The sequence below is a fragment of the Pseudomonas sp. 2822-17 genome (assembly GCF_002742485.1).
In the GTDB taxonomy this organism is placed as follows: domain Bacteria; phylum Pseudomonadota; class Gammaproteobacteria; order Pseudomonadales; family Pseudomonadaceae; genus Aquipseudomonas; species Aquipseudomonas cyclaminis.
On the sequence record NZ_LJRZ01000500.1, the window covers coordinates 361,960 to 380,302 of the forward strand.

The following is an 18,343-nucleotide window of genomic DNA, read 5'->3' on the forward strand; positions in this document are numbered from 1 at the left end:
TTCCTTTCTTAGTGCGGCGAAGGCCTTAGTGCAACGACGGTTTAAGAGCGGCGGGTTCAGCGGACTTTCGGGTCTCGGTGAACAGCAGCAACGGCGCGACGCGCAGGTATTCCATGACTTCCATGTAGTCGCCTTCGCCGTCTTCGGATTCTTCCAGCGCGTCTTGCACTTGGGAGATCGCGGCGAGGTCCTGCAGCACTTCCTTGGCGTCGATGCTCAGGTCCAGGCCGCCGGCGTTGACGCCGAAACCGTGGAGGAAACCCTGGCACCATTGGCCCAGTGCGGCGGCGCGTTCGGTAAGCGACGCGTCGTCGGTCGGCAGCAGCAGGACCACGGTGACGTCATCACCGGTCAGCTCGCCCTTGACCATCTCTTGCAGGCCGATCAGCGCGTTGCGCACGTTGTCGGTCGGTTCGGTTTCCAGCAGCTCGGCCACGTCAGCCAGCCAGTTGTCGGCATCAAAGCCAACGCCAGTGCAGCTGCGGCCCAACAACACGCCGTGCAGTTCGGCAGGCGAGCAAGGGTGGCCGCTGGTGCTCAACAGTGTGGAAAAAGCGTCGTACGGGGAGTTCTTAATGGGCATGGTGAGCTAGGCGCCAGACGGCGCAATGTCTAGAATGGAGCGCTGTATCCTAGCACCGGCAGACGTACCAAGACTATCAAGGGCGTCAGATCGTTTATCCTGCAGTTGCCATTCATCAGACAAAATCCAGTGGAACCCAATGGAAGACACCGACCTGCAAGCGCTGATGGCCAGACTCGAATTGCTAATTACTCGGGTCGAGCAACTTAAGAGTCAAAACGGACTCCTATTAGCTCAGGAAAAGACCTGGCGCGAGGAACGCGCTCACCTCATTGAAAAAAACGAAATCGCCCGGCGTAAGGTCGAATCGATGATTTCGCGCCTGAAGGCCCTGGAGCAAGACTCATGAGTTCAAGCAATAGCGTCACCGTGCAGATCCTCGACAAAGAATATTCGATCATCTGCCCCCAGGAAGAGCGCAATAACCTGGTGAGCGCCGCCCGCTACCTGGATGGCAAGATGCGTGAAATCCGCAGCAGCGGCAAAGTGATCGGCGCCGATCGTATCGCCGTGATGGCCGCGCTGAACATTACCCACGATCTGCTGCATAAGCAGGAACGCCCTGACGTACAGGCCAGCGGCTCGACCCGCGAGCAGGTGCGTGACCTGCTTGAACGTGTCGACCTGGTGCTTTCCAGCGACACAGAGCAACCCAAGGGCTGATCCCCGCGACTGTTTAAGGTATACTCGCCCCACTCCCTGGCGTGCTTGCCAGTCGGCGATGTCCCGGAGCCGATTCGCACTACCCTGGAAGTTGCACGTTGGGCTGGTGTGCATGTCCGCTAGACGGAAAGCCTTAAAGCCTACTGCTTCTTCCACCTTGAACTTTCGGGTTCAAGGGCTTAGTCGACAGCGGTTCTGTCGGGGAGCCTGAATTCCCAAACTCAATGCCAGTCCCCGGACTGGCATTGTTTTATGAGCCGAAAATCCATGACCGAACCTGCGCCGCTTTCCCGTCCGCAACTTCGACGCATGTTGCGCACAGCCCGCCGCGCCCTCACGCCGAGCGAGCAGCGCCAAGCCGCCCACGGCCTGTATCGGCAACTGGCACAGCACCCGCTGTTTCGCCGGGCCAAACATATTTCCTTATATCTACCGACGGACGGTGAAATCGATCCGCGCCTGCTGCTGCGTGCCGCTCAGCGCCGGGGCAAGGCCACGTACCTGCCGGTGCTCAGCGCCTGGCCGCGCACCAAGATGGTGTTCCAGCGCGTGAAGCCTGGAGAAAAGCTGCTACCCAACCGTTTTCGGATCCTGGAGCCACGGGTCAATGCCAAGCGCCAGCGCAAGGTGTGGGCGCTGGACCTGGTGTTGCTGCCGTTGGTGGGGTTCGATGACGCCGGCGGCCGCCTGGGCATGGGCGGCGGGTTCTACGACCGCAGCCTGGCGTATCTGGCGCGCCGCCAAAACTGGCGCAAGCCGACGCTGCTGGGCCTGGCCCATGAATGTCAGAAGGTCGATCGATTGGCACAGGCCAGTTGGGATGTGCCATTGGCTGGCACCGTCACGGACAAGCAGTGGTATGTCGCAAAAACGCCGCTTGGAGCAGCGGCGTCTTGAAGAAGGGTTAACGCTTGAACGGTTGCGGCTGCTGTTGAGCCAGTTCAACGGGAGCATCGGTCTTGTTCGACCACAAGCTTTGGGCATACCCGGTGGTCACGACGCCCAGACCAAACAAAATCACCAAAATCCATAGTAAATCCGGTTTACGTTGCATCGATTGCCCCCCTTCAGGCACCTCGTACACGATGACAACAACGTTCCAAAGTAGTCCGTTGCAGCGGCGTCAAGCTTAAAGGCCGGCATTTTGCGGTAACGTGAACCAACACGCAAACCTTGGCGCCAACCGACTGTCGGTTTGTCATCAAATTGCCTGACAACTTGCCCACTGCCTTTTTCAGGAGCCCAAAAATGGCCTACTGGCTGATGAAATCCGAGCCCGACGAACTGTCCATCAAAGGCCTGGAAAAGCTCGGCGAAGCGCGCTGGGACGGCGTGCGCAATTACCAGGCGCGCAATTTCCTGCGCGCCATGGCCGTCGGCGATGAGTTTTTCTTCTACCACTCCAGTTGCCCCGAGCCAGGCATCGCCGGTATCGGCAAGATTGTCGAGGCAGCCTATCCGGACCCGACCGCGCTGGAGCAGGACAGCCACTATTTCGACGCCAAGGCCACCTCGGAGAAAAACCCGTGGACGGCGATCAACGTCGCGCACGTCCGGACTTTTCCAAAGGTGCTGGGCCTGGGCTACCTGAAACAGCAGACCGCCCTCGCCGAGTTGCCGCTGGTGCAAAAGGGCAGCCGGTTGTCGGTGATGCCAGTCACCGCTGAACAATGGGCCGCGGTACTGGCACTGCACTGAAACTTCGAAACAAGCGCAGACACACCTGTCCGAACGGCTAGTCGTCGCGGGGCCTTGGGTTTGGCAAAATCGTCGATCCCTTTTATCAAGGAGGAAGGCCCCGTGACTCGCGCCCCCTACCTGCCTGCTATCGACGGCCTGCGTGCCATCGCCGTGCTCAGCGTGATCATCTACCACATGGATTACATCGACCTGCTGCCGGGTGGTTTCACCGGCGTGGACATGTTTTTCGTGATTTCCGGGTACGTGATCAGCCAGTCGCTGTGGGACCGTCGCGAACTGGGCCTGGGCGCCTACCTGAAAGATTTTTACCGACGCCGCTTGCTGCGCATCCTGCCCGCGCTACTGGTAATGCTCAGTGTGAGCGTGGTGCTGTCGGCGATGTTCATGCCACAGTTCTGGCTCAGCGAAATGATCAACAGCACGGGGCTGGCGGCTTTTTTTGGCTTGAGCAACTTCGTGCTGGCGTGGAGCACCGACACCTACTTTTCACCCGGCGCCGAACTCAACCCCTACCTGCACACCTGGTCATTGGGGGTAGAAGAACAGTTCTACGTGATCTTTCCCGTGCTGTTCTTTATATGGCTGCGCTGCCGGCAAGGCGTAGCAATCATTTGGGGACTGCTGCCGCTGATGGCCGTTGCGTCGCTGATTATCGGCGCCTACCAGGTGAATACCGAGCCGCTGTCAGCGTTTTATCTGCTGCCAGGGCGCTTCTGGGAGCTTGCCGCCGGAGCAATCCTGTTCCAACTGATAGGCGCGCCTCGCATGAATCAATGGGCGCCGGCCATGCTCACGGTTGGCATGGGGCTGCTCATCAGTGGTTTTGTGTTCGCCAACCCGAATCAATTCCCCTTTCCCTGGGCGATAGTGACTGTGGCCGGTTCATTGTTCATGATCGCCGGCATCGTGTTACAGGCCGATCAACCAGCCGGCGCGCTGCAACGCCTGTTGCAAAGCGGGTTAGCGACTTACATCGGTCGACTGTCTTATTCGCTTTACCTGTGGCATTGGCCGCTCCTCGTGTTCCTGCGCTGGACCGTCGGGCTTGAGCTGTCAGCGGTTCAACTGCTTTACCCCGTGCTGGTACTCGCACTCGCGGCCGCCTCTTACCACTGTATCGAAGCACCGATCCGCAGCGGCCGCTGCGCGCTGCAACGCAAGGCCTGGCTCACGTTTACCGGCGGGGCGGCCGTCACCGGGCTGCTGTGGCTCGGCGCGCAATGGGTGTCGTTGAACCCGTCGACCCTGTCACTCAGCCAGACTCGCGATACCTACACCTGGTATGCCTACAAACATTACCCCCAGGAAGACTTTGAAACCGTCGACGACCCGCGCCTGAAGGGACGTACGTTGTTTGTTATCGGAGATTCCCATACGGCGGCATACCGCACCCTGTTGAAGCTGGTCTCGCTCAAGCTCGGCGTCACGGTGGTGGAATATGAAATGGGCGGTTGCGGTGTCGTCAGCCTTATCGGCCCCGACCCTGCGCACTGTTCAGCTTCGCGCGAAGCCCAACTCCAGCAGATCGAAGCACGCGCCAAGCCGGGAGACGTGGTGTTCCTGGCCTCGCTGCGCATGCCGGAACTCACCGGACGTGAGTGGCGCGAGGGTGAAACAAAACTGGTCGATGACGCATTGAGCGAACTGAGCGCCGAGAACATCGACGCCGCACGAGCGTCCGCCGACAAGGTGCTGAGCCGATTGCAGGCGGCACGGCTCACTGTGCTGATTGACGCCCCCAAACCGCTTTTCAAAGCCGCGCCCAACCGTTGCTCGGACTGGTTCAACCGCATGAACCCGGTGTGCGCGCCAGGCCTGACCCTGCAGCGCGAGCAACTGGAACGCCTGCGTGCACCGCAAATGAAGCTCCTCAAGCAACTGACGGCGGCCTATCCGGGCCTGAGGGTGTGGGACCCACTGCCGCCGCTATGCCCAGGCTCCACCTGCTCAGCCTATGACGACGATGCCAAGCCGCTGTTTTTCGACTCCAACCACCTCAGCGGGCACGGCAACCGTGTCCTGGAACCCGCATTCACTGAAGCCCTGCTGAAGCTGTGGGAAGTGCCGCCTACTGAATGATCAGGTTGTTGAACAACAGGTCTTCGACCACCGGTTTGCCGGTCTCGTCGTTCATCACTTGCTGGGTTTGTTTCAGGGCCTCCTGGCGCAGTTTCTCCTTGCCCTCAACGGTGCTCATGGTCTCGTTGGTCTGCTGGGTAAACAGCGCCACCAACTGGTTACGAATCAACGCGTCGTTGGCTTTGACCGCTGCGGCGGCTTCGGTGCCGGTCACGCGCAGGGCGATATCAGCCTTGAACACCTTGAGCTTCGCCGTACCGTCCAGGCCGTAGTTACCCACGAACGGCGGGCTCAGGCTGATATAGCTGACCTTCGGCGCCTCGCCTTCTTTGGCTTCTTCGGCCTGGGCTGCCATGGGCAAGGTCAGGGCCAGCATCAACAGGATCCACGCTTTCACAGTTCATTCCTCAAATTCGGTGCCGAGTAGCATAACGCTAGTAAGGCTGAGCACAAGCTTATGGCGACTTATCAGGGCCGGGCATGCTCGTTGACCCACGGGCCTACCCTCCTACACTTATCGGCCACGACACCAAAAGGAATAGCCCGATGAAAGCTGTGCTGTGCAAAGCCTTCGGCCCCGCCGAAACCCTGGTGCTGGAAGAAATCGCCAGCCCGGCGATCAAGAAGAACGAAATCCTGTTGGAGGTGCATGCGGCGGGGGGGAATTTCCCGGACACCTTGATCATCGAGGGCAAGTACCAGTTCAAGCCGCCCTTTCCGTTTTCGCCGGGTGGCGAGGCGGCCGGCGTGGTCAGCGAAGTGGGTGAGAAAGTCAGCCATTTGAAAGTCGGCGACCGGGTCATGGCCCTCACCGGCTGGGGCAGCTTTGCCGAGCAGGTCGCGGTGCCGGGCTATAACGTGCTGCCGATCCCGCCAAGCATGGACTTCAACACCGCCGCCGCCTTCAGCATGACCTACGGCACCTCGATGCATGCGCTTAAACAACGCGCCAACCTGCAACCTGGCGAAACCTTGCTGGTGCTCGGCGCGTCCGGCGGTGTAGGCCTGGCCGCCGTGGAAATCGGCAAGGCCATGGGCGCCCGCGTAATCGCCGCCGCCAGCAGTGCCGACAAACTTGCCGTGGCCAAGGCCGCCGGCGCCGATGAGCTGATCAACTACAGCGAAACCAGCCTGAAAGATGAGATCAAGCGCCTCACCGACGGCAACGGCGCCGATGTGATCTACGACCCGGTGGGCGGCGACCTGTTTGACCAAGCCATCCGCGCGATCGCCTGGAACGGCCGCTTGCTGGTGGTGGGTTTTGCCAGCGGACGCATTCCAGAGCTGCCGGTGAACCTGGCGCTGCTCAAGGGCGCGGCGGTAGTCGGGGTGTTCTGGGGCTCTTTTGCCCAGCGCCAGCCGCAGGATAATGCGGCGAACTTCCAGCAATTGTTCACCTGGTATGGCGAGGGCAAGCTCAAGCCACTGGTGTCGCAGGTGTATCCGCTCGAACAGGCCGCCCAGGCGATCAATGACCTCGGCCAGCGCCGGGCGGTAGGCAAGGTCGTCGTCCAGACCCGCTGACCGACCTGCAATGCAATCAAATGTGGGAGGGGGCTTGCCCCCGATTGCAGTGGATCAGTTGACACATCTGTTGACTGAATCACCGCTATCGGGAGCAAGCCCCCTCCCACATTTGGATCTCCACCCGCCTCAGAAACTGTTTGCGACCACCACTTATCTATTCGCGACATGTTCGTAAGAGAACATGCACTTGCGCTCATTTCCCGTGTTTGCCGCCAAGATGCAATGCTATTTTCGGTAACGAAACTGTAACATTCGCATCCGCAGTCAAAACAAGAAATTTGGAGCTCTTGAATGTTTGCTTTCTTTCGTCCTGCCGCGCACCAGGCACCCCTGCCTGAAGAAAAAATAGACAGTACCTACCGACGACTGCGCTGGCAGATCTTCGCCGGTATTTTCTTTGGTTACGCCGGTTATTACCTGCTGCGTAAAAACTTCTCCCTGGCCATGCCTTATCTGATCGACGAGGGTTACACCCGCGGTCAACTGGGCCTGGCAATGTCGGCCATTGCGATTGCCTACGGCCTGTCCAAGTTCCTCATGGGCCTGGTGTCCGACCGTTCCAACCCTCGCTACTTCCTGCCTTTCGGTCTACTGGTGTCGGCAGGCGTGATGTTCATTTTCGGTTTCGCGCCCTGGGCAACGTCCAGCGTGACCATGATGTTCATTCTGCTGTTCATCAACGGCTGGGCCCAGGGCATGGGCTGGCCGCCAAGTGGGCGGACCATGGTGCACTGGTGGTCGCAGAAAGAACGCGGCGGCGTGGTTTCGGTGTGGAACGTGGCGCACAACGTCGGCGGCGGCCTGATCGGCCCGTTGTTCCTGCTGGGCATGGCCTTGTTCAACGACTGGCACGCTGCCTTCTACGTGCCGGCCACTGTGGCCTTGGCGGTAGCAGCCTTTGCCTTCATCACCATGCGCGATACCCCGCAATCGGTCGGCCTGCCGCCCATCGAGAAGTACAAGAACGACTACCCGGAAGGCTACGACGCCAGCCATGAAGAAGAATTCAGCGCCAAGGAAATCTTCGTCAAATACGTGCTGCGCAACAAAATGCTGTGGTACATCGCCTTCGCCAACGTGTTCGTTTACCTGCTGCGCTACGGCGTGCTGGACTGGGCGCCAACCTACCTGAAGGAAGCCAAGCACTTCGACGTGGATAAAACGTCCTGGGCGTACTTCTTCTACGAGTGGGCAGGCATTCCAGGCACGCTGTTATGCGGCTGGATGTCGGACAAGATCTTCCGTGGCAACCGTGGCCTGACGGGCGTGGTGTTCATGGCACTGGTGATCGTGGCAACCCTGGTTTACTGGCTCAATCCGCCGGGCAACCCGATGATCGACATGATTGCGCTGTTCTCCATCGGCTTCCTGATCTATGGCCCGGTGATGCTGATCGGCCTGCAGGCGCTGGAACTGGCCCCGAAGAAAGCCGCCGGTACGGCTGCGGGCTTCACCGGTCTGTTCGGTTACCTGGGTGGTTCGGTGGCCGCGAGTGCGGCGATGGGCTACACCGTGGACCACTTCGGCTGGGACGGTGGTTTCGTACTGCTGATCGGCGCGTGCCTGCTGGCGATCGCATTCCTGATCCCAACGCTGTGGCACACCAACAGCGTCAGCTCGGCGCGTTAATCGCCTGAGCAACCCTTTGCACACCGCTTGAGCCGCGCCTCCAGATTCTTATCTGGCATGGCGTGGCTACGCAGGGCGTTCACGGTCTGCTCGACATAATCGCGCGTAGTGCCGTAACGCCCGCAAGCGCTCTGCAACACGTGATTAAGGATGACGTCGGGTAAATTGCCTGCGTAACTGGGCAAATGCCGTTCCAACACAAACCCCAATGCCTGCACCTGACTGCCATCTTCCAGACGGCAGCTGAGCCAGTGTGGCCGGTACGACGGGTATGGCATCTCGCGCTGCCACAAGGCGTAAAGCGAGGCCTCCAGCTGATCCTCCGGCAAGCGGTAGGCGAACCCGCTGCACGAGCCACCGCGATCCAGCCCGAACACCAACCCCGGCGTTTCCGGCGTACCCCGATGCTCGTGGGACCACAGATACAGGCCCCGGTGATAACCGTGGACCCGTGCCCGCAGCCGCTCGGCGGACGAGCACTCAGGACGCCAGATAAGCGAACCGTACGCAAATAACCAGACCGGCCCACCCTTGTGCCGGCCCATGGTGGCCTGCATCGAGCTCATCAACTGTTCGTGAGTGAGTTGCGGCCCCAGATCGAGCCGCGGAGGGTAAGCCAATTGCTGAAGATCGGTTTCAATGGCGGTCATGGCGAAAAGCGGTACGCCTCCTGTGTGTTACCAGTTGTAAGCAACTTTACCGTAATAAAACGCGCCGCTGTAACCGTACGGCGAAAAAGTGCTATAGGCCAAATTGCCACCGCTGCTAGCGAAGGCGTTGACCTTCTCCGGGTATTTATCGGTGACGTTGTCGCCGCCCAGGGTTAAGGTCCAGTTCTTCAACTTGTAGTCGGCCGACAAATCCAGCACCCAGGCTGCCTTGAAGGTCTGGTCGTTGACCTTGTCCGCCTGGTAGCTGGTGAATTCACCATAGCGCACCAGATTGCTGTGCAGTGCCCAATTACCGAACGTGAAGTCGTTACCCAGACTCAGCTTGTGCTGGGGCGTGGTATCGCCGAGCAAACCGATGCGTTCGCGGCGGTCCACCCGCACCAGGTTCGCACCAAGGCTGTCGAGGATGGCCGGGTTGGGTTTCACATCGGTCACTTTGGTGTGGTTGTAGTTGTAGCCTACGGTGCTGTTCCAACGCACGCCGCTGTCGAACAGGTAGCGATAGTTGGCCACCAGGTCCACGCCATCGGTGCTGGTGTCGGTGGCGTTGGTGAAGTAGCGGGCGGTGGTGTAGTCGATGTTGCCCACGCCGTTGGCCTGCAGATAGGCCCGCGTCGCCGCGTTTATGCCAAGGTTGGAGGACAGGCTGATACGGTCACGGATGTCGATGCGGTACACATCCACCGTCACCGTCAGGTCATCGGCCGGCTCAAGCACCAGGCCCAGGCTGTAGTTGCGCGACTTCTCGGCCTTGAGGTCCTCGGCGCCGAGCAAGCGCGCCACCTGGCTGTTGGCTGGGAAGGTGCCGGCTTCCTGGATGGTACTGCCGATCAATTGCGACGAGGTGTAGGCAAAGTTCTGCTGCGCCAGGGAGGGCGCGCGGAAACCGTTGGAAACACTGCCGCGCAAGGCCACTTGCGGGGTGAAGTCATAGCGGGCTGACAGCGAGCCGCTGACATTGGAGCCGAAATCACTGTAATCCTCATGACGCACGGCGGCCGAGGCGCTGAGTTTTTCGGTGAAGTTGGTTTCCAGGTCCAGGTACTGGGCCCAATTGTGACGCGAGCTGGTGCCGGCATCGGCATCCCGGAAACCGCCCAGCCCGGAGCTGCCGCTCTGGAAGTAGGATGCCGGCTCGCCGGCTTCGATTTCATAGCCCTGGTGCAGGTATTCGCCACCAAACGCCACGGACACCGGGTACGGCAGCCAACCCACATCAAACTCACGGGACAGGTCCAGGCTGACTTGTTTCTGGTCGTTACTCAGGGTGCCGTTGTCGAACTTGCGCGGCGTGGCCAGGCCCAGGGAGGTGTTGATGGTTTCGGTGCTGAGTGCGTACTGGTTCTTGCCGTAGTTGGCCGACAAGTCGTAATGCCAGTCGTAGGCCAGCAAGCCGCGCAAGCCCACCACCAGCGAGGTGTCTTCGAGGTTGCCCTTGATCAACGGCAGGTAACCGTTGGGGTTGAGCGCAGGGATATTGTTGGCCGCATTGCTCGCCCGGTAGAACGCCGCAGTCTCGCCGCGCCGCTTGCTGTAGCCGCCGAAGGTGTAGAACTCGGCCGAGTCGTTGAAGGAATATTCGGAGTTGAACTGGAACTTGCCTTCATTGGTAGCCGGCTCGCCCTGACGGAAAACACGCTGGCCGTAGGTGGTAGAACCGACACTGCCCGCACGGTAGTCATCGCCGGCGCGGTTGGTGTAATCGTTGTCGGCGCCTTCGGCAGAGAGGTTGATAAAGCCGTTGTCGCCCAATGCCAAGCCGGTGTTGCCGCTGACATTACGCTGGATACCGTCGCCCTTCTTGTATTCGCCGAACTTGGTGGAGATCGAGCCGCCGTGGTCGGCGTGCTTGAGGATCACGTTGATCACCCCGGCAATCGCATCCGAGCCGTAGCGCGCCGAGGCACCGTCGCGCAGCACTTCGATATGGTCCACCGCCGACAGCGGGATCGCATTCAGGTCCGCCGGCGCCGAGCCACGCCCCACCGCACCGCCCAGATTGACGAAGGCACTGGTGTGGCGGCGCTTGCCGTTGACCAGCACCAGCACCTGATCGGGTGACAGGCCACGCAATTGCGCAGGTCGCACCAGCTCGGCGCCATCCACCAGGCTTGGGCGCGGGAAATTGATGGATGGAATCAGGCGCGCCAGCACCGCGCCCAGCTCATCGGAGCCGGTGCTGCGCAGGCTTTCGCCGGAGATCACATCAATGGGTGACAGCGACGCACTGGCCGTGCGCTCCTGAGCACGGGTGCCGGTGACGATTACCGTGTCGAGTCTGGGTGCATCGGTGGCGGACGTTTCGGCCGCAAAGACTGGATTGAAACCCACAGCGGTCAGCAAATTGGCCGACAAAATCGCCATGTACAGCGCGTGTTTGTTGTAACTCCCCATACCGCTCCCCTTGGAATCAAGACCCGGCGCTTCAATGCGCTGAGTGCATACGATCGATCCGGCTGGCGGGCGGTGGCGGTCAGTTGTTGGTTATTGGCAGAAAATCGGTAGTCCGTTGCGATATAGCTTAAAGATATTCATGTAACAAATTAAATACCTTTAAAGAATAAGCGAATGCATAAGCCCGGCACCCTTTCGTCAGGATTATGTGCAGCAATCCCGCTAGTTTCAGCCCCGGTTCAGCCTGGGCTCGCGTCAAACCGTCAAAATAGTGCGCACATCACGACCCACTTAGCCGCCCATCAAACCGACTACCGAGGTCGCACCCATGAAAAGATTCCGACTGCCTGGCCTGTTATTGCTGGCCCAGGCCACCACCGCGCTGGCCAGCGAAGCGCCCGTTACCGAAGACGACAAAGGCTTCTGGTACGCGCAGACCAGCGTCTATACCCGCCACTTCGCGCCGGATAAGGACCACAACAACAACCAGGACCTGATTGGCCTGGAGCGCAATGAGGCATCAGGGTGGGTGTATGGCGGGGCGACCTTTCGCAACTCGTTCAGCCAGCGCTCGTACTACGCTTACGCGGGCAAGCGCTATGACATGAACGACTATCCGGTGTACCTGAAGGTTACGGGCGGGGCGATCCAGGGCTATCGCGGCAAGTACCGCGACAAGATCCCCTTGAACCGTTTCGGCGTGGCGCCGGTGATCATTCCGTCAGTAGGCACCTATTACGGGCCGGTGGCGGCGGAGTTGGTGTTGCTGGGGTTCAATGCGGCGATGGTGACGACCGGCGTGCGCTTTTAAGGGCGCGGCGCGTAGGCGAATACGTCGGCGCGCATCTGGTGCGCATCCATGCCAGCGTCGACCAGCGCATCCAAGGTGCCGTAGATCATCGCCGGTGAACCGCTGGCGTAGACGTGTACAGCCTTGAGGTCGACGATGTCCTCGCACACGGCTTCATGGAGCAAACCGCAGCGCCCTTCCCAGCCGCACAAATCGCTGACGACTTTGTGCAGGAACAGGTTAGGCAATTGCAGCCACTGGTCCCAGTGCTCGATATCGTAAAAGTCTTCCGGGCGACGCACGCCCCAGTACAGGTGCACCGGGTGCTTGAAGCCGGAGGCGCGGCAATGTTCGATCAGGCTGTGCATCTGCGCCATGCCGGTACCGGCGGCGATCAACACCAGCGGACCGTCCGGCAACTCGGCCAGATGAGTGTCACCAAACGGCAGTTCTACGCGGGCCATCCGGTTACGTTGCAGTTGTTCCAGCAGGCTGCGCGCACTGTCCTCGCGGGCCAGCACATGCAGTTCCAGCTCGCGTCCGGCGTGAGGCGCCGATGCCAGGGAAAAGGCTGATTTCTCGCCATTTTCCCGTTCGATCATCAGGTACTGCCCGGCGTGGTAACGCACCGCCTTGCCGGCCGGAGCCCGCAGGCGCACGCGCCACACATCACCACCGACCTCTACGCATTCACTCAATTGACACGACAACTTGCGCAACGGCAACTCTCCCGGCGCCAGCACGCCATCCCACAACACAATGCAATCTTCCAGCGGTTCGGCGATGCAGGTGTAGAACTCACCGTGATCGCGTACCTCACCGGCTTGCTGCACCCGACCTTCCACCAGCAGCGCGGCACACACATGGCACACGCCGTTGCGACAGGCCTGGGGGCATTCGTAGCCCAGGCGGCGCGCGCCTTCGAGGATTCGCTCGCCGGGGACCAGCTCCAGCACAGCGCCGGAAGGTTGCAGGGTTACACGCATCAATCTATTCCCAATTCTTTCCACATCGCATCGACGCGCGCGGTCACGGCTTCATCCTTGACGATCACCCGACCCCATTCGCGGGTGGTTTCACCCGGCCATTTGTGGGTGGCATCCAGGCCCATCTTGGAGCCAAGGCCAGATACCGGCGACGCGAAGTCGAGGTAGTCGATCGGCGTGTTGTCGATCATCACCGTATCGCGCTTGGGGTCCATGCGCGTGGTGATGGCCCAGATCACGTCGTTCCAGTCGCGGGCGTTGATGTCGTCGTCGGTGACAATAACGAACTTGGTGTACATGAACTGTCGCAAAAACGACCACACACCCAGCATGACGCGCTTGGCATGGCCCGGATACGACTTCTTCATGGTCACGATGGCCATGCGATACGAACAGCCTTCCGGCGGCAGGTAGAAGTCGGTGATTTCCGGGAATTGTTTTTGCAGGATCGGCACGAACACTTCGTTGAGTGCCACGCCGAGAATCGCCGGCTCATCCGGTGGACGGCCGGTGTAGGTGCTGTGGTAGATCGGCTTGATCCGGTGGGTGATGCGCTCGACGGTGAACACCGGGAAGCTGTCGACTTCGTTGTAGTAGCCGGTGTGGTCGCCGTAAGGGCCTTCGTCGGCCATCTCGCCAGGGTGGATCACGCCTTCGAGGATGATTTCAGCAGTGGCCGGCACTTGCAGGTCGTTGCCACGGCACTTCACCAGCTCGGTGCGGTTGCCGCGCAGCAGACCGGCGAAGGCGTATTCGGACAGGCTGTCCGGCACCGGGGTCACGGCGCCGAGGATGGTGGCCGGGTCGGCGCCCAGGGCCACGGAGACCGGGAACGGCTGGCCAGGGTGTTTTTCGCACCACTCACGGAAGTCCAGCGCGCCGCCACGGTGGCTCAGCCAACGCATGATCACCTTGTTGCGGCCGATCACTTGCTGACGGTAGATGCCGAGGTTCTGACGGTCCTTGTTCGGGCCTTTGGTGACGGTCAGGCCCCAGGTGATCAGCGGGCCGACATCGCCAGGCCAGCAGGTTTGCACCGGGAGCATGGCCAGGTCGACGTCATCGCCCTCAATGACCACTTCCTGGCACACCGCGTCCTTGACCACCTTGGGCGCCATGGCAATGATCTTGCGGAAGATCGGCAACTTCGACCAGGCGTCCTTCAAGCCCTTGGGCGGCTCGGGCTCCTTGAGGAAGGCCAGCAGCTTGCCGATCTCGCGCAGTTCGCTGACCGACTCGGCGCCCATGCCGAACGCCACGCGGTCGGGCGTGCCGAACAGGTTGCCGAGCACCGGAATATCAAAGCCGGTCGGGTTTTCGAACAGCAGCGCCGGGCCCTTGTTACGCAGGGTGCGGTCGCAAATCTCAGTCATTTCCAGCACCGGGGACACCGGCACCTGGATACGTTTCAACTCTCCGCGCTGCTCAAGTTGCTGCACGAAATCCCGAAGATCCTTGAATTTCATTAACCATGCCACCCGTAAAATAGGCGTACATCCTACCTGCTCTGAGGCTGGCTGGCAGCCTATCGCGGTGCTTTTGGGTGCCAACGGTGCTTAAAAAGCAGGCGAAAAAAAATGGCGCCCCTGAGGGCGCCATTTTTTCGGACCTGAAACGTCGTATTACTTACGCTTCATCGACAGGAAGAACTCGTCGTTGGTCTTGGTGGTTTTCAGCTTGTCGATCAGGAACTCGATGGCGGCAACTTCATCCATCGGGTGCAGCAGCTTGCGCAGGATCCACATGCGCTGCAGTTCGTCGTCGGCTGTCAGCAACTCTTCGCGGCGGGTGCCGGAACGGTTGATGTTGATCGCCGGGAACACACGCTTTTCTGCGATGCGACGGTCCAAAGGCAGTTCCATGTTGCCGGTACCCTTGAACTCTTCGTAGATCACTTCGTCCATCTTCGAACCGGTTTCAACCAGTGCGGTGGCGATGATGGTCAGCGAGCCGCCTTCTTCGATGTTCCGCGCAGCGCCGAAGAAACGCTTCGGTTTCTCCAGGGCGTGGGCATCGACACCACCGGTCAATACCTTGCCGGAGCTCGGGATCACGGTGTTGTAGGCACGGGCCAGACGGGTGATGGAATCGAGCAGGATCACCACGTCCTTCTTGTGTTCGACCAGGCGCTTGGCCTTCTCGATCACCATTTCGGCAACCTGCACGTGGCGGGTTGGCGGCTCATCGAACGTCGAGGCAACCACTTCGCCGCGCACGGTGCGCTGCATTTCGGTTACTTCTTCCGGACGCTCATCGATCAGCAATACGATCAGGTGAACTTCAGGGTTGTTACGTGCGATGTTCGCTGCAATGTTCTGCAGCATGATCGTTTTACCGGCTTTCGGCGGTGCGACGATCAGGCCACGCTGGCCTTTGCCGATCGGGGCGCACAGGTCGATTACACGACCGGTCAAGTCTTCGGTGGAACCGTTACCGGCTTCCATCTTCATGCGCACGGTCGGGAACAGCGGGGTCAGGTTCTCGAAGAGAATCTTGTTTTTCGCGTTCTCTGGACGATCGAAGTTGATCGTATCGACCTTGAGCAGGGCGAAGTAACGCTCGCCTTCCTTCGGAGGGCGGATCTTGCCAACGATGGTGTCACCGGTGCGCAAGTTGAAGCGACGGATCTGGCTCGGCGAGACGTAGATATCGTCTGGGCCGGCGAGATAGGAGGCGTCTGCAGAGCGGAGGAAGCCGAAGCCGTCCTGGAGAATCTCCAGCACGCCATCACCGGAGATTTCCTCGCCGCTTTTCGCGTGCTTCTTGAGCAGGGAGAAAATCACGTCCTGCTTGCGCGAACGGGCCATATTTTCTATGCCCATTTCTTCGGCCAGTTGGAGCAGGTCGGTAATCGGCTTTTGCTTGAGTTCAGTCAGATTCATATAGGAATGACGTAATCATTTATGGAGGGGGGGAAATTAAGCTTTTGGCTTAATGAGGCCGCGCCGCAGAGAAGGCGACAGGATCGCGTACTAATCGAAAAGGAATGCGTCGGCGACGGCTTGCAGGGGGCAGTGGAGAAACCAGTGCGGGGCCGAATGTACCACCTGAATTTCGGAGCGTCTAGCCCTGCTTAACGAAAAAGCCCCGCGATTTGCGGGGCCTTTTTGACGACGCTTAGATGTTGGCGTCGAGGAAAGCTTGCAGCTGGGACTTCGACAGCGCACCCACTTTAGTGGCTTCGACGTTGCCGTTCTTGAACAGCATCAGCGTAGGAATACCGCGCACGCCGTGCTTGGCCGGGGTTTCCTGGTTATCGTCGATGTTCAGCTTGGCGATGGTCAGCTTGCCTTCGTAAGTGGTTGCAATGTCGTCCAGGACCGGAGCGATCATTTTGCAAGGGCCACACCACTCAGCCCAGTAGTCAACCAGCACCGGGCCGTCAGCCTTGAGTACTTCGGCCTCAAAGGTCGCGTCGGTGACGTGCTTGATAAGATCGTTGCTCATGGATGTCTCCGGATTGTAAGCAAAAAAAACGTTGCCCATCATAGCCGCCCTTCCCCCGTTCAGGAAGCCGCCTCTGATTGAGTCTTGCTATGGTGGTGCATGAGTTTGGGTATGGCCCGACTCACGGCGTGACAGGCGTCACGAAGGCAATGCCCGTACGCAACGCCGCGTTCCGTACGTGCTCCTGCATGGTTTTCTGTGCCGCCGCACTGGCGCGGCGGGCCAGTGCGCGCAGTATCTTGCGATGTTCCTGCCAGGTTTCCATGGCCCGCTCTGGCCGGATGAACGGTAGTTTCTGGCTCTCCAGGAACACCTCGGCGCTGGCACTCAGGATACTCACCATTGCCTGGTTGCCGCTGGCCAGCAGGATGCGCTGGTGGAATTCGAAGTCCAATCGCGCCGCCGCTTCGAAGTCGCCGGCCTTGAGCACCTTGCGCATCGCCTCGACGTTATCCTCAAGACTGTCCAATTCATCAATGGTCAGCGTCACCGCCGCCAGCCCCGCCGCAAAGCCCTCCAGGGCATAGCGCAACTGGAAGATGTCCAGCGGCGTGGCCTGGGCCGCGAACGGCCAGGCAAATCCCGGCGCCTCCTCAGCCGCCTGCACGAATACACCTTTGCCCGGCTGCACGCTGACCAAGCCCAAAGCACTCAAGGACGACAATGCCTCGCGCAACGACGCCCGACTCACGCCCAACTGCACCGCCAGGTCGCGCTGGGACGGCAATGCGTCGCCCGGCACAAAACCCTGTTCCTTGATCAGTTTGCGGATGGCCTGCAGGGCCGCTTCCGGTACGGCTTGGGCGATGGAATTCATAAAAAACTCAAGGTTCCAGACAACTGAGTGGCTAGTTGTAAAGCTAATCGCGGCCGGCGGCAAGCCACGCCCCAAAGGGGCTCGCGGGGTTTTATCGGCGCTCGAAAAGAGTGCGAAAAGCTCACTCACTGTTCAGACCAGTAAGACCACAGCACCTCAACAAATCCCAGCCCTGCACGCCATTCCCAGCGTGCTGGCATGGGCTGTGCACTGAGCAAATTCAGAAAATTCCTTCGCCCTTCTCGGAGAGTTGCCATGACCAAGCGCTACAGCGCCCTGCTCACTGCCCTGTTTGCCAGCCTGATGCTCATCCAGGCACCCGCCCAGGCCAACGGTCTGGACGATATTGTCGCCCGTGGCACCCTCAAGGTCGCCGTGCCCCAGGACTTCCCGCCATTCGGCTCGGTCGGCCCGGACATGAAGCCACGCGGCCTGGATATCGACACCGCCAAGCTGCTGGCCGACCAACTCAAGGTCAAACTGGAGCTGACCCCGGTCAACAGCACCAACCGCATCCCGTTCCTCACCACCGGCAAGGTCGACCTGGTGATCTCAAGCCTGGGCAAGAACCCTGAGCGGGAAAAGGTCATCGACTTCTCCAAGGCTTACGCGCCGTTCTACCTGGCGGTGTTCGGCCCACCGGATGCCGCCATCAGCAGCCTCGACGACCTCAAGGGCAAGACCATCAGCGTGACCCGTGGCGCCATCGAAGACATCGAGCTGACCGCCGTAGCGCCCAAGGAAGCCACCATCAAGCGCTTCGAAGACAACAACTCGACCATCGCCGCCTACCTGGCCGGCCAAGTTGACCTGATCGCCAGCGGCAACGTGGTGATGGTCGCGATCAGCGAACGCAACCCAAAACGCGTGCCGGCGCTGAAGGTAAAACTCAAGGATTCGCCGGTGTACGTCGGCGTGAACAAAAACGAGCCGGCGCTGCTGGAGAAGGTCAACCAGATCCTGGTCGCGGGCAAGGCTGACGGCAGCCTGCAAAAGAACGCGATGCAGTGGCTCAAAGAGCCGCTGCCTGCTGATCTCTGATACGACGGAGCTGAC

General features: G+C 60.1%; 19 protein-coding genes and 1 other RNA gene. 10 read left to right on the forward strand and 10 right to left on the reverse strand.

Translation table 11 applies throughout. From position 1 onward, the window contains the following. Positions 1–25: 25 nt before the first annotated feature. Positions 26–583 carry a YecA family protein gene (locus AOA60_RS20145; RefSeq protein ID WP_099585933.1) on the reverse strand — a complete coding sequence of 186 codons (558 nt, stop codon included), beginning with the start codon at positions 581–583 and terminating at the stop codon, positions 26–28. Positions 584–722: 139 nt separating this feature from the next. On the opposite strand from AOA60_RS20145, the gene AOA60_RS20150 reads away from it, so the two are divergent. The 4 genes from AOA60_RS20150 to AOA60_RS20165 all read left to right on the forward strand — a co-directional run bounded on the left by AOA60_RS20150 (position 723) and on the right by AOA60_RS20165 (position 2,143). After that, on the forward strand, positions 723–932 hold the full coding sequence (locus tag AOA60_RS20150; RefSeq protein WP_007982902.1) for a TIGR02449 family protein: 210 nt from the start codon (positions 723–725) through the stop codon (positions 930–932). After that, positions 929–1,246, forward strand: coding sequence for a cell division protein ZapA (locus AOA60_RS20155; protein WP_027608375.1), 318 nt, complete (start codon positions 929–931; stop codon positions 1,244–1,246). The genes AOA60_RS20150 and AOA60_RS20155 overlap by 4 nt, the downstream gene beginning before the upstream one ends. Before the next feature lie 30 nt (positions 1,247–1,276). Beyond that, positions 1,277–1,455: non-coding RNA, 6S RNA (gene ssrS, locus AOA60_RS20160), on the forward strand. Between the two features lie 58 nt (positions 1,456–1,513). Continuing rightward, a complete protein-coding gene (locus AOA60_RS20165) occupies positions 1,514–2,143 on the forward strand; it encodes a 5-formyltetrahydrofolate cyclo-ligase (protein ID WP_099585934.1) in 630 nt (209 codons plus the stop codon). 7 nt (positions 2,144–2,150) lie between these two features. Here AOA60_RS20165 and AOA60_RS33070 read toward each other — a convergent pair whose 3' ends face one another. Next, positions 2,151–2,300 (reverse strand): hypothetical protein, encoded by a 150-nt coding sequence (locus AOA60_RS33070; RefSeq protein WP_010207387.1) that lies wholly within the window; start codon positions 2,298–2,300, stop codon positions 2,151–2,153. A gap of 194 nt (positions 2,301–2,494) precedes the next feature. On the opposite strand from AOA60_RS33070, the gene AOA60_RS20175 reads away from it, so the two are divergent. Further along, positions 2,495–2,944, forward strand: a complete 450-nt coding sequence (locus AOA60_RS20175) for an EVE domain-containing protein (RefSeq protein ID WP_099585935.1) — start codon at positions 2,495–2,497, stop codon at positions 2,942–2,944. 102 nt (positions 2,945–3,046) lie between these two features. Next, the gene (locus tag AOA60_RS20180) at positions 3,047–5,026 is read left to right on the forward strand and encodes an acyltransferase family protein (protein ID WP_099585936.1); all 1,980 of its coding nucleotides are present in this window, start codon (positions 3,047–3,049) and stop codon (positions 5,024–5,026) included. On the opposite strand, the gene AOA60_RS20185 is transcribed toward AOA60_RS20180, so the two are convergent. Next, positions 5,016–5,423 carry a flagellar basal body-associated protein FliL gene (locus AOA60_RS20185; protein ID WP_099585937.1) on the reverse strand — a complete coding sequence of 136 codons (408 nt, stop codon included), beginning with the start codon at positions 5,421–5,423 and terminating at the stop codon, positions 5,016–5,018. The genes AOA60_RS20180 and AOA60_RS20185 overlap by 11 nt on opposite strands. 149 nt (positions 5,424–5,572) lie before the next feature. On the opposite strand from AOA60_RS20185, the gene AOA60_RS20190 reads away from it, so the two are divergent. Both AOA60_RS20190 and glpT read left to right on the forward strand, forming a co-directional pair. Next, on the forward strand, positions 5,573–6,550 hold the full coding sequence (locus AOA60_RS20190) for an NADPH:quinone oxidoreductase family protein (RefSeq protein ID WP_099585938.1): 978 nt from the start codon (positions 5,573–5,575) through the stop codon (positions 6,548–6,550). A gap of 294 nt (positions 6,551–6,844) precedes the next feature. Next, the gene (glpT, locus tag AOA60_RS20195) at positions 6,845–8,182 is read left to right on the forward strand and encodes a glycerol-3-phosphate transporter (protein WP_099585939.1); all 1,338 of its coding nucleotides are present in this window, start codon (positions 6,845–6,847) and stop codon (positions 8,180–8,182) included. On the opposite strand, the gene AOA60_RS20200 is transcribed toward glpT, so the two are convergent. Both AOA60_RS20200 and AOA60_RS20205 read right to left on the reverse strand, forming a co-directional pair. Next, on the reverse strand, positions 8,179–8,832 hold the full coding sequence (locus tag AOA60_RS20200; RefSeq protein WP_099585940.1) for a gamma-glutamylcyclotransferase: 654 nt from the start codon (positions 8,830–8,832) through the stop codon (positions 8,179–8,181). The two genes, glpT and AOA60_RS20200, sit on opposite strands and share 4 nt — an antisense overlap. 27 nt (positions 8,833–8,859) lie before the next feature. Further along, the gene (locus AOA60_RS20205; RefSeq protein ID WP_099585941.1) at positions 8,860–11,247 is read right to left on the reverse strand and encodes a TonB-dependent siderophore receptor; all 2,388 of its coding nucleotides are present in this window, start codon (positions 11,245–11,247) and stop codon (positions 8,860–8,862) included. A gap of 328 nt (positions 11,248–11,575) precedes the next feature. On the opposite strand from AOA60_RS20205, the gene AOA60_RS20210 reads away from it, so the two are divergent. Next, positions 11,576–12,058, forward strand: coding sequence for a sn-glycerol-3-phosphate transporter (locus AOA60_RS20210; RefSeq protein WP_099585942.1), 483 nt, complete (start codon positions 11,576–11,578; stop codon positions 12,056–12,058). Here the strand turns inward: AOA60_RS20210 and AOA60_RS20215 are convergent. The 5 genes from AOA60_RS20215 to AOA60_RS20235 form a co-directional block, all read right to left on the reverse strand. After that, positions 12,055–13,023, reverse strand: a complete 969-nt coding sequence (locus AOA60_RS20215; RefSeq protein WP_099585943.1) for a CDP-6-deoxy-delta-3,4-glucoseen reductase — start codon at positions 13,021–13,023, stop codon at positions 12,055–12,057. The genes AOA60_RS20210 and AOA60_RS20215 overlap by 4 nt on opposite strands. Further along, a complete protein-coding gene (gene ubiD, locus AOA60_RS20220; protein WP_038444369.1) occupies positions 13,023–14,489 on the reverse strand; it encodes a 4-hydroxy-3-polyprenylbenzoate decarboxylase in 1,467 nt (488 codons plus the stop codon). Before ubiD ends, AOA60_RS20215 begins: the two co-directional genes overlap by 1 nt. Before the next feature lie 156 nt (positions 14,490–14,645). Continuing rightward, on the reverse strand, positions 14,646–15,905 hold the full coding sequence (gene rho / locus AOA60_RS20225) for a transcription termination factor Rho (protein WP_003176825.1): 1,260 nt from the start codon (positions 15,903–15,905) through the stop codon (positions 14,646–14,648). A gap of 235 nt (positions 15,906–16,140) precedes the next feature. After that, positions 16,141–16,470, reverse strand: coding sequence for a thioredoxin TrxA (trxA, locus tag AOA60_RS20230; RefSeq protein ID WP_099585944.1), 330 nt, complete (start codon positions 16,468–16,470; stop codon positions 16,141–16,143). Positions 16,471–16,591: 121 nt separating this feature from the next. After that, positions 16,592–17,287, reverse strand: coding sequence for a FadR/GntR family transcriptional regulator (locus AOA60_RS20235; protein ID WP_099585945.1), 696 nt, complete (start codon positions 17,285–17,287; stop codon positions 16,592–16,594). A gap of 255 nt (positions 17,288–17,542) precedes the next feature. Here AOA60_RS20235 and AOA60_RS20240 point away from each other — a divergent pair, with 255 nt between their 5' ends. Then, on the forward strand, positions 17,543–18,328 hold the full coding sequence (locus tag AOA60_RS20240; protein WP_099585946.1) for a transporter substrate-binding domain-containing protein: 786 nt from the start codon (positions 17,543–17,545) through the stop codon (positions 18,326–18,328). Positions 18,329–18,343 lie beyond the last annotated feature (15 nt).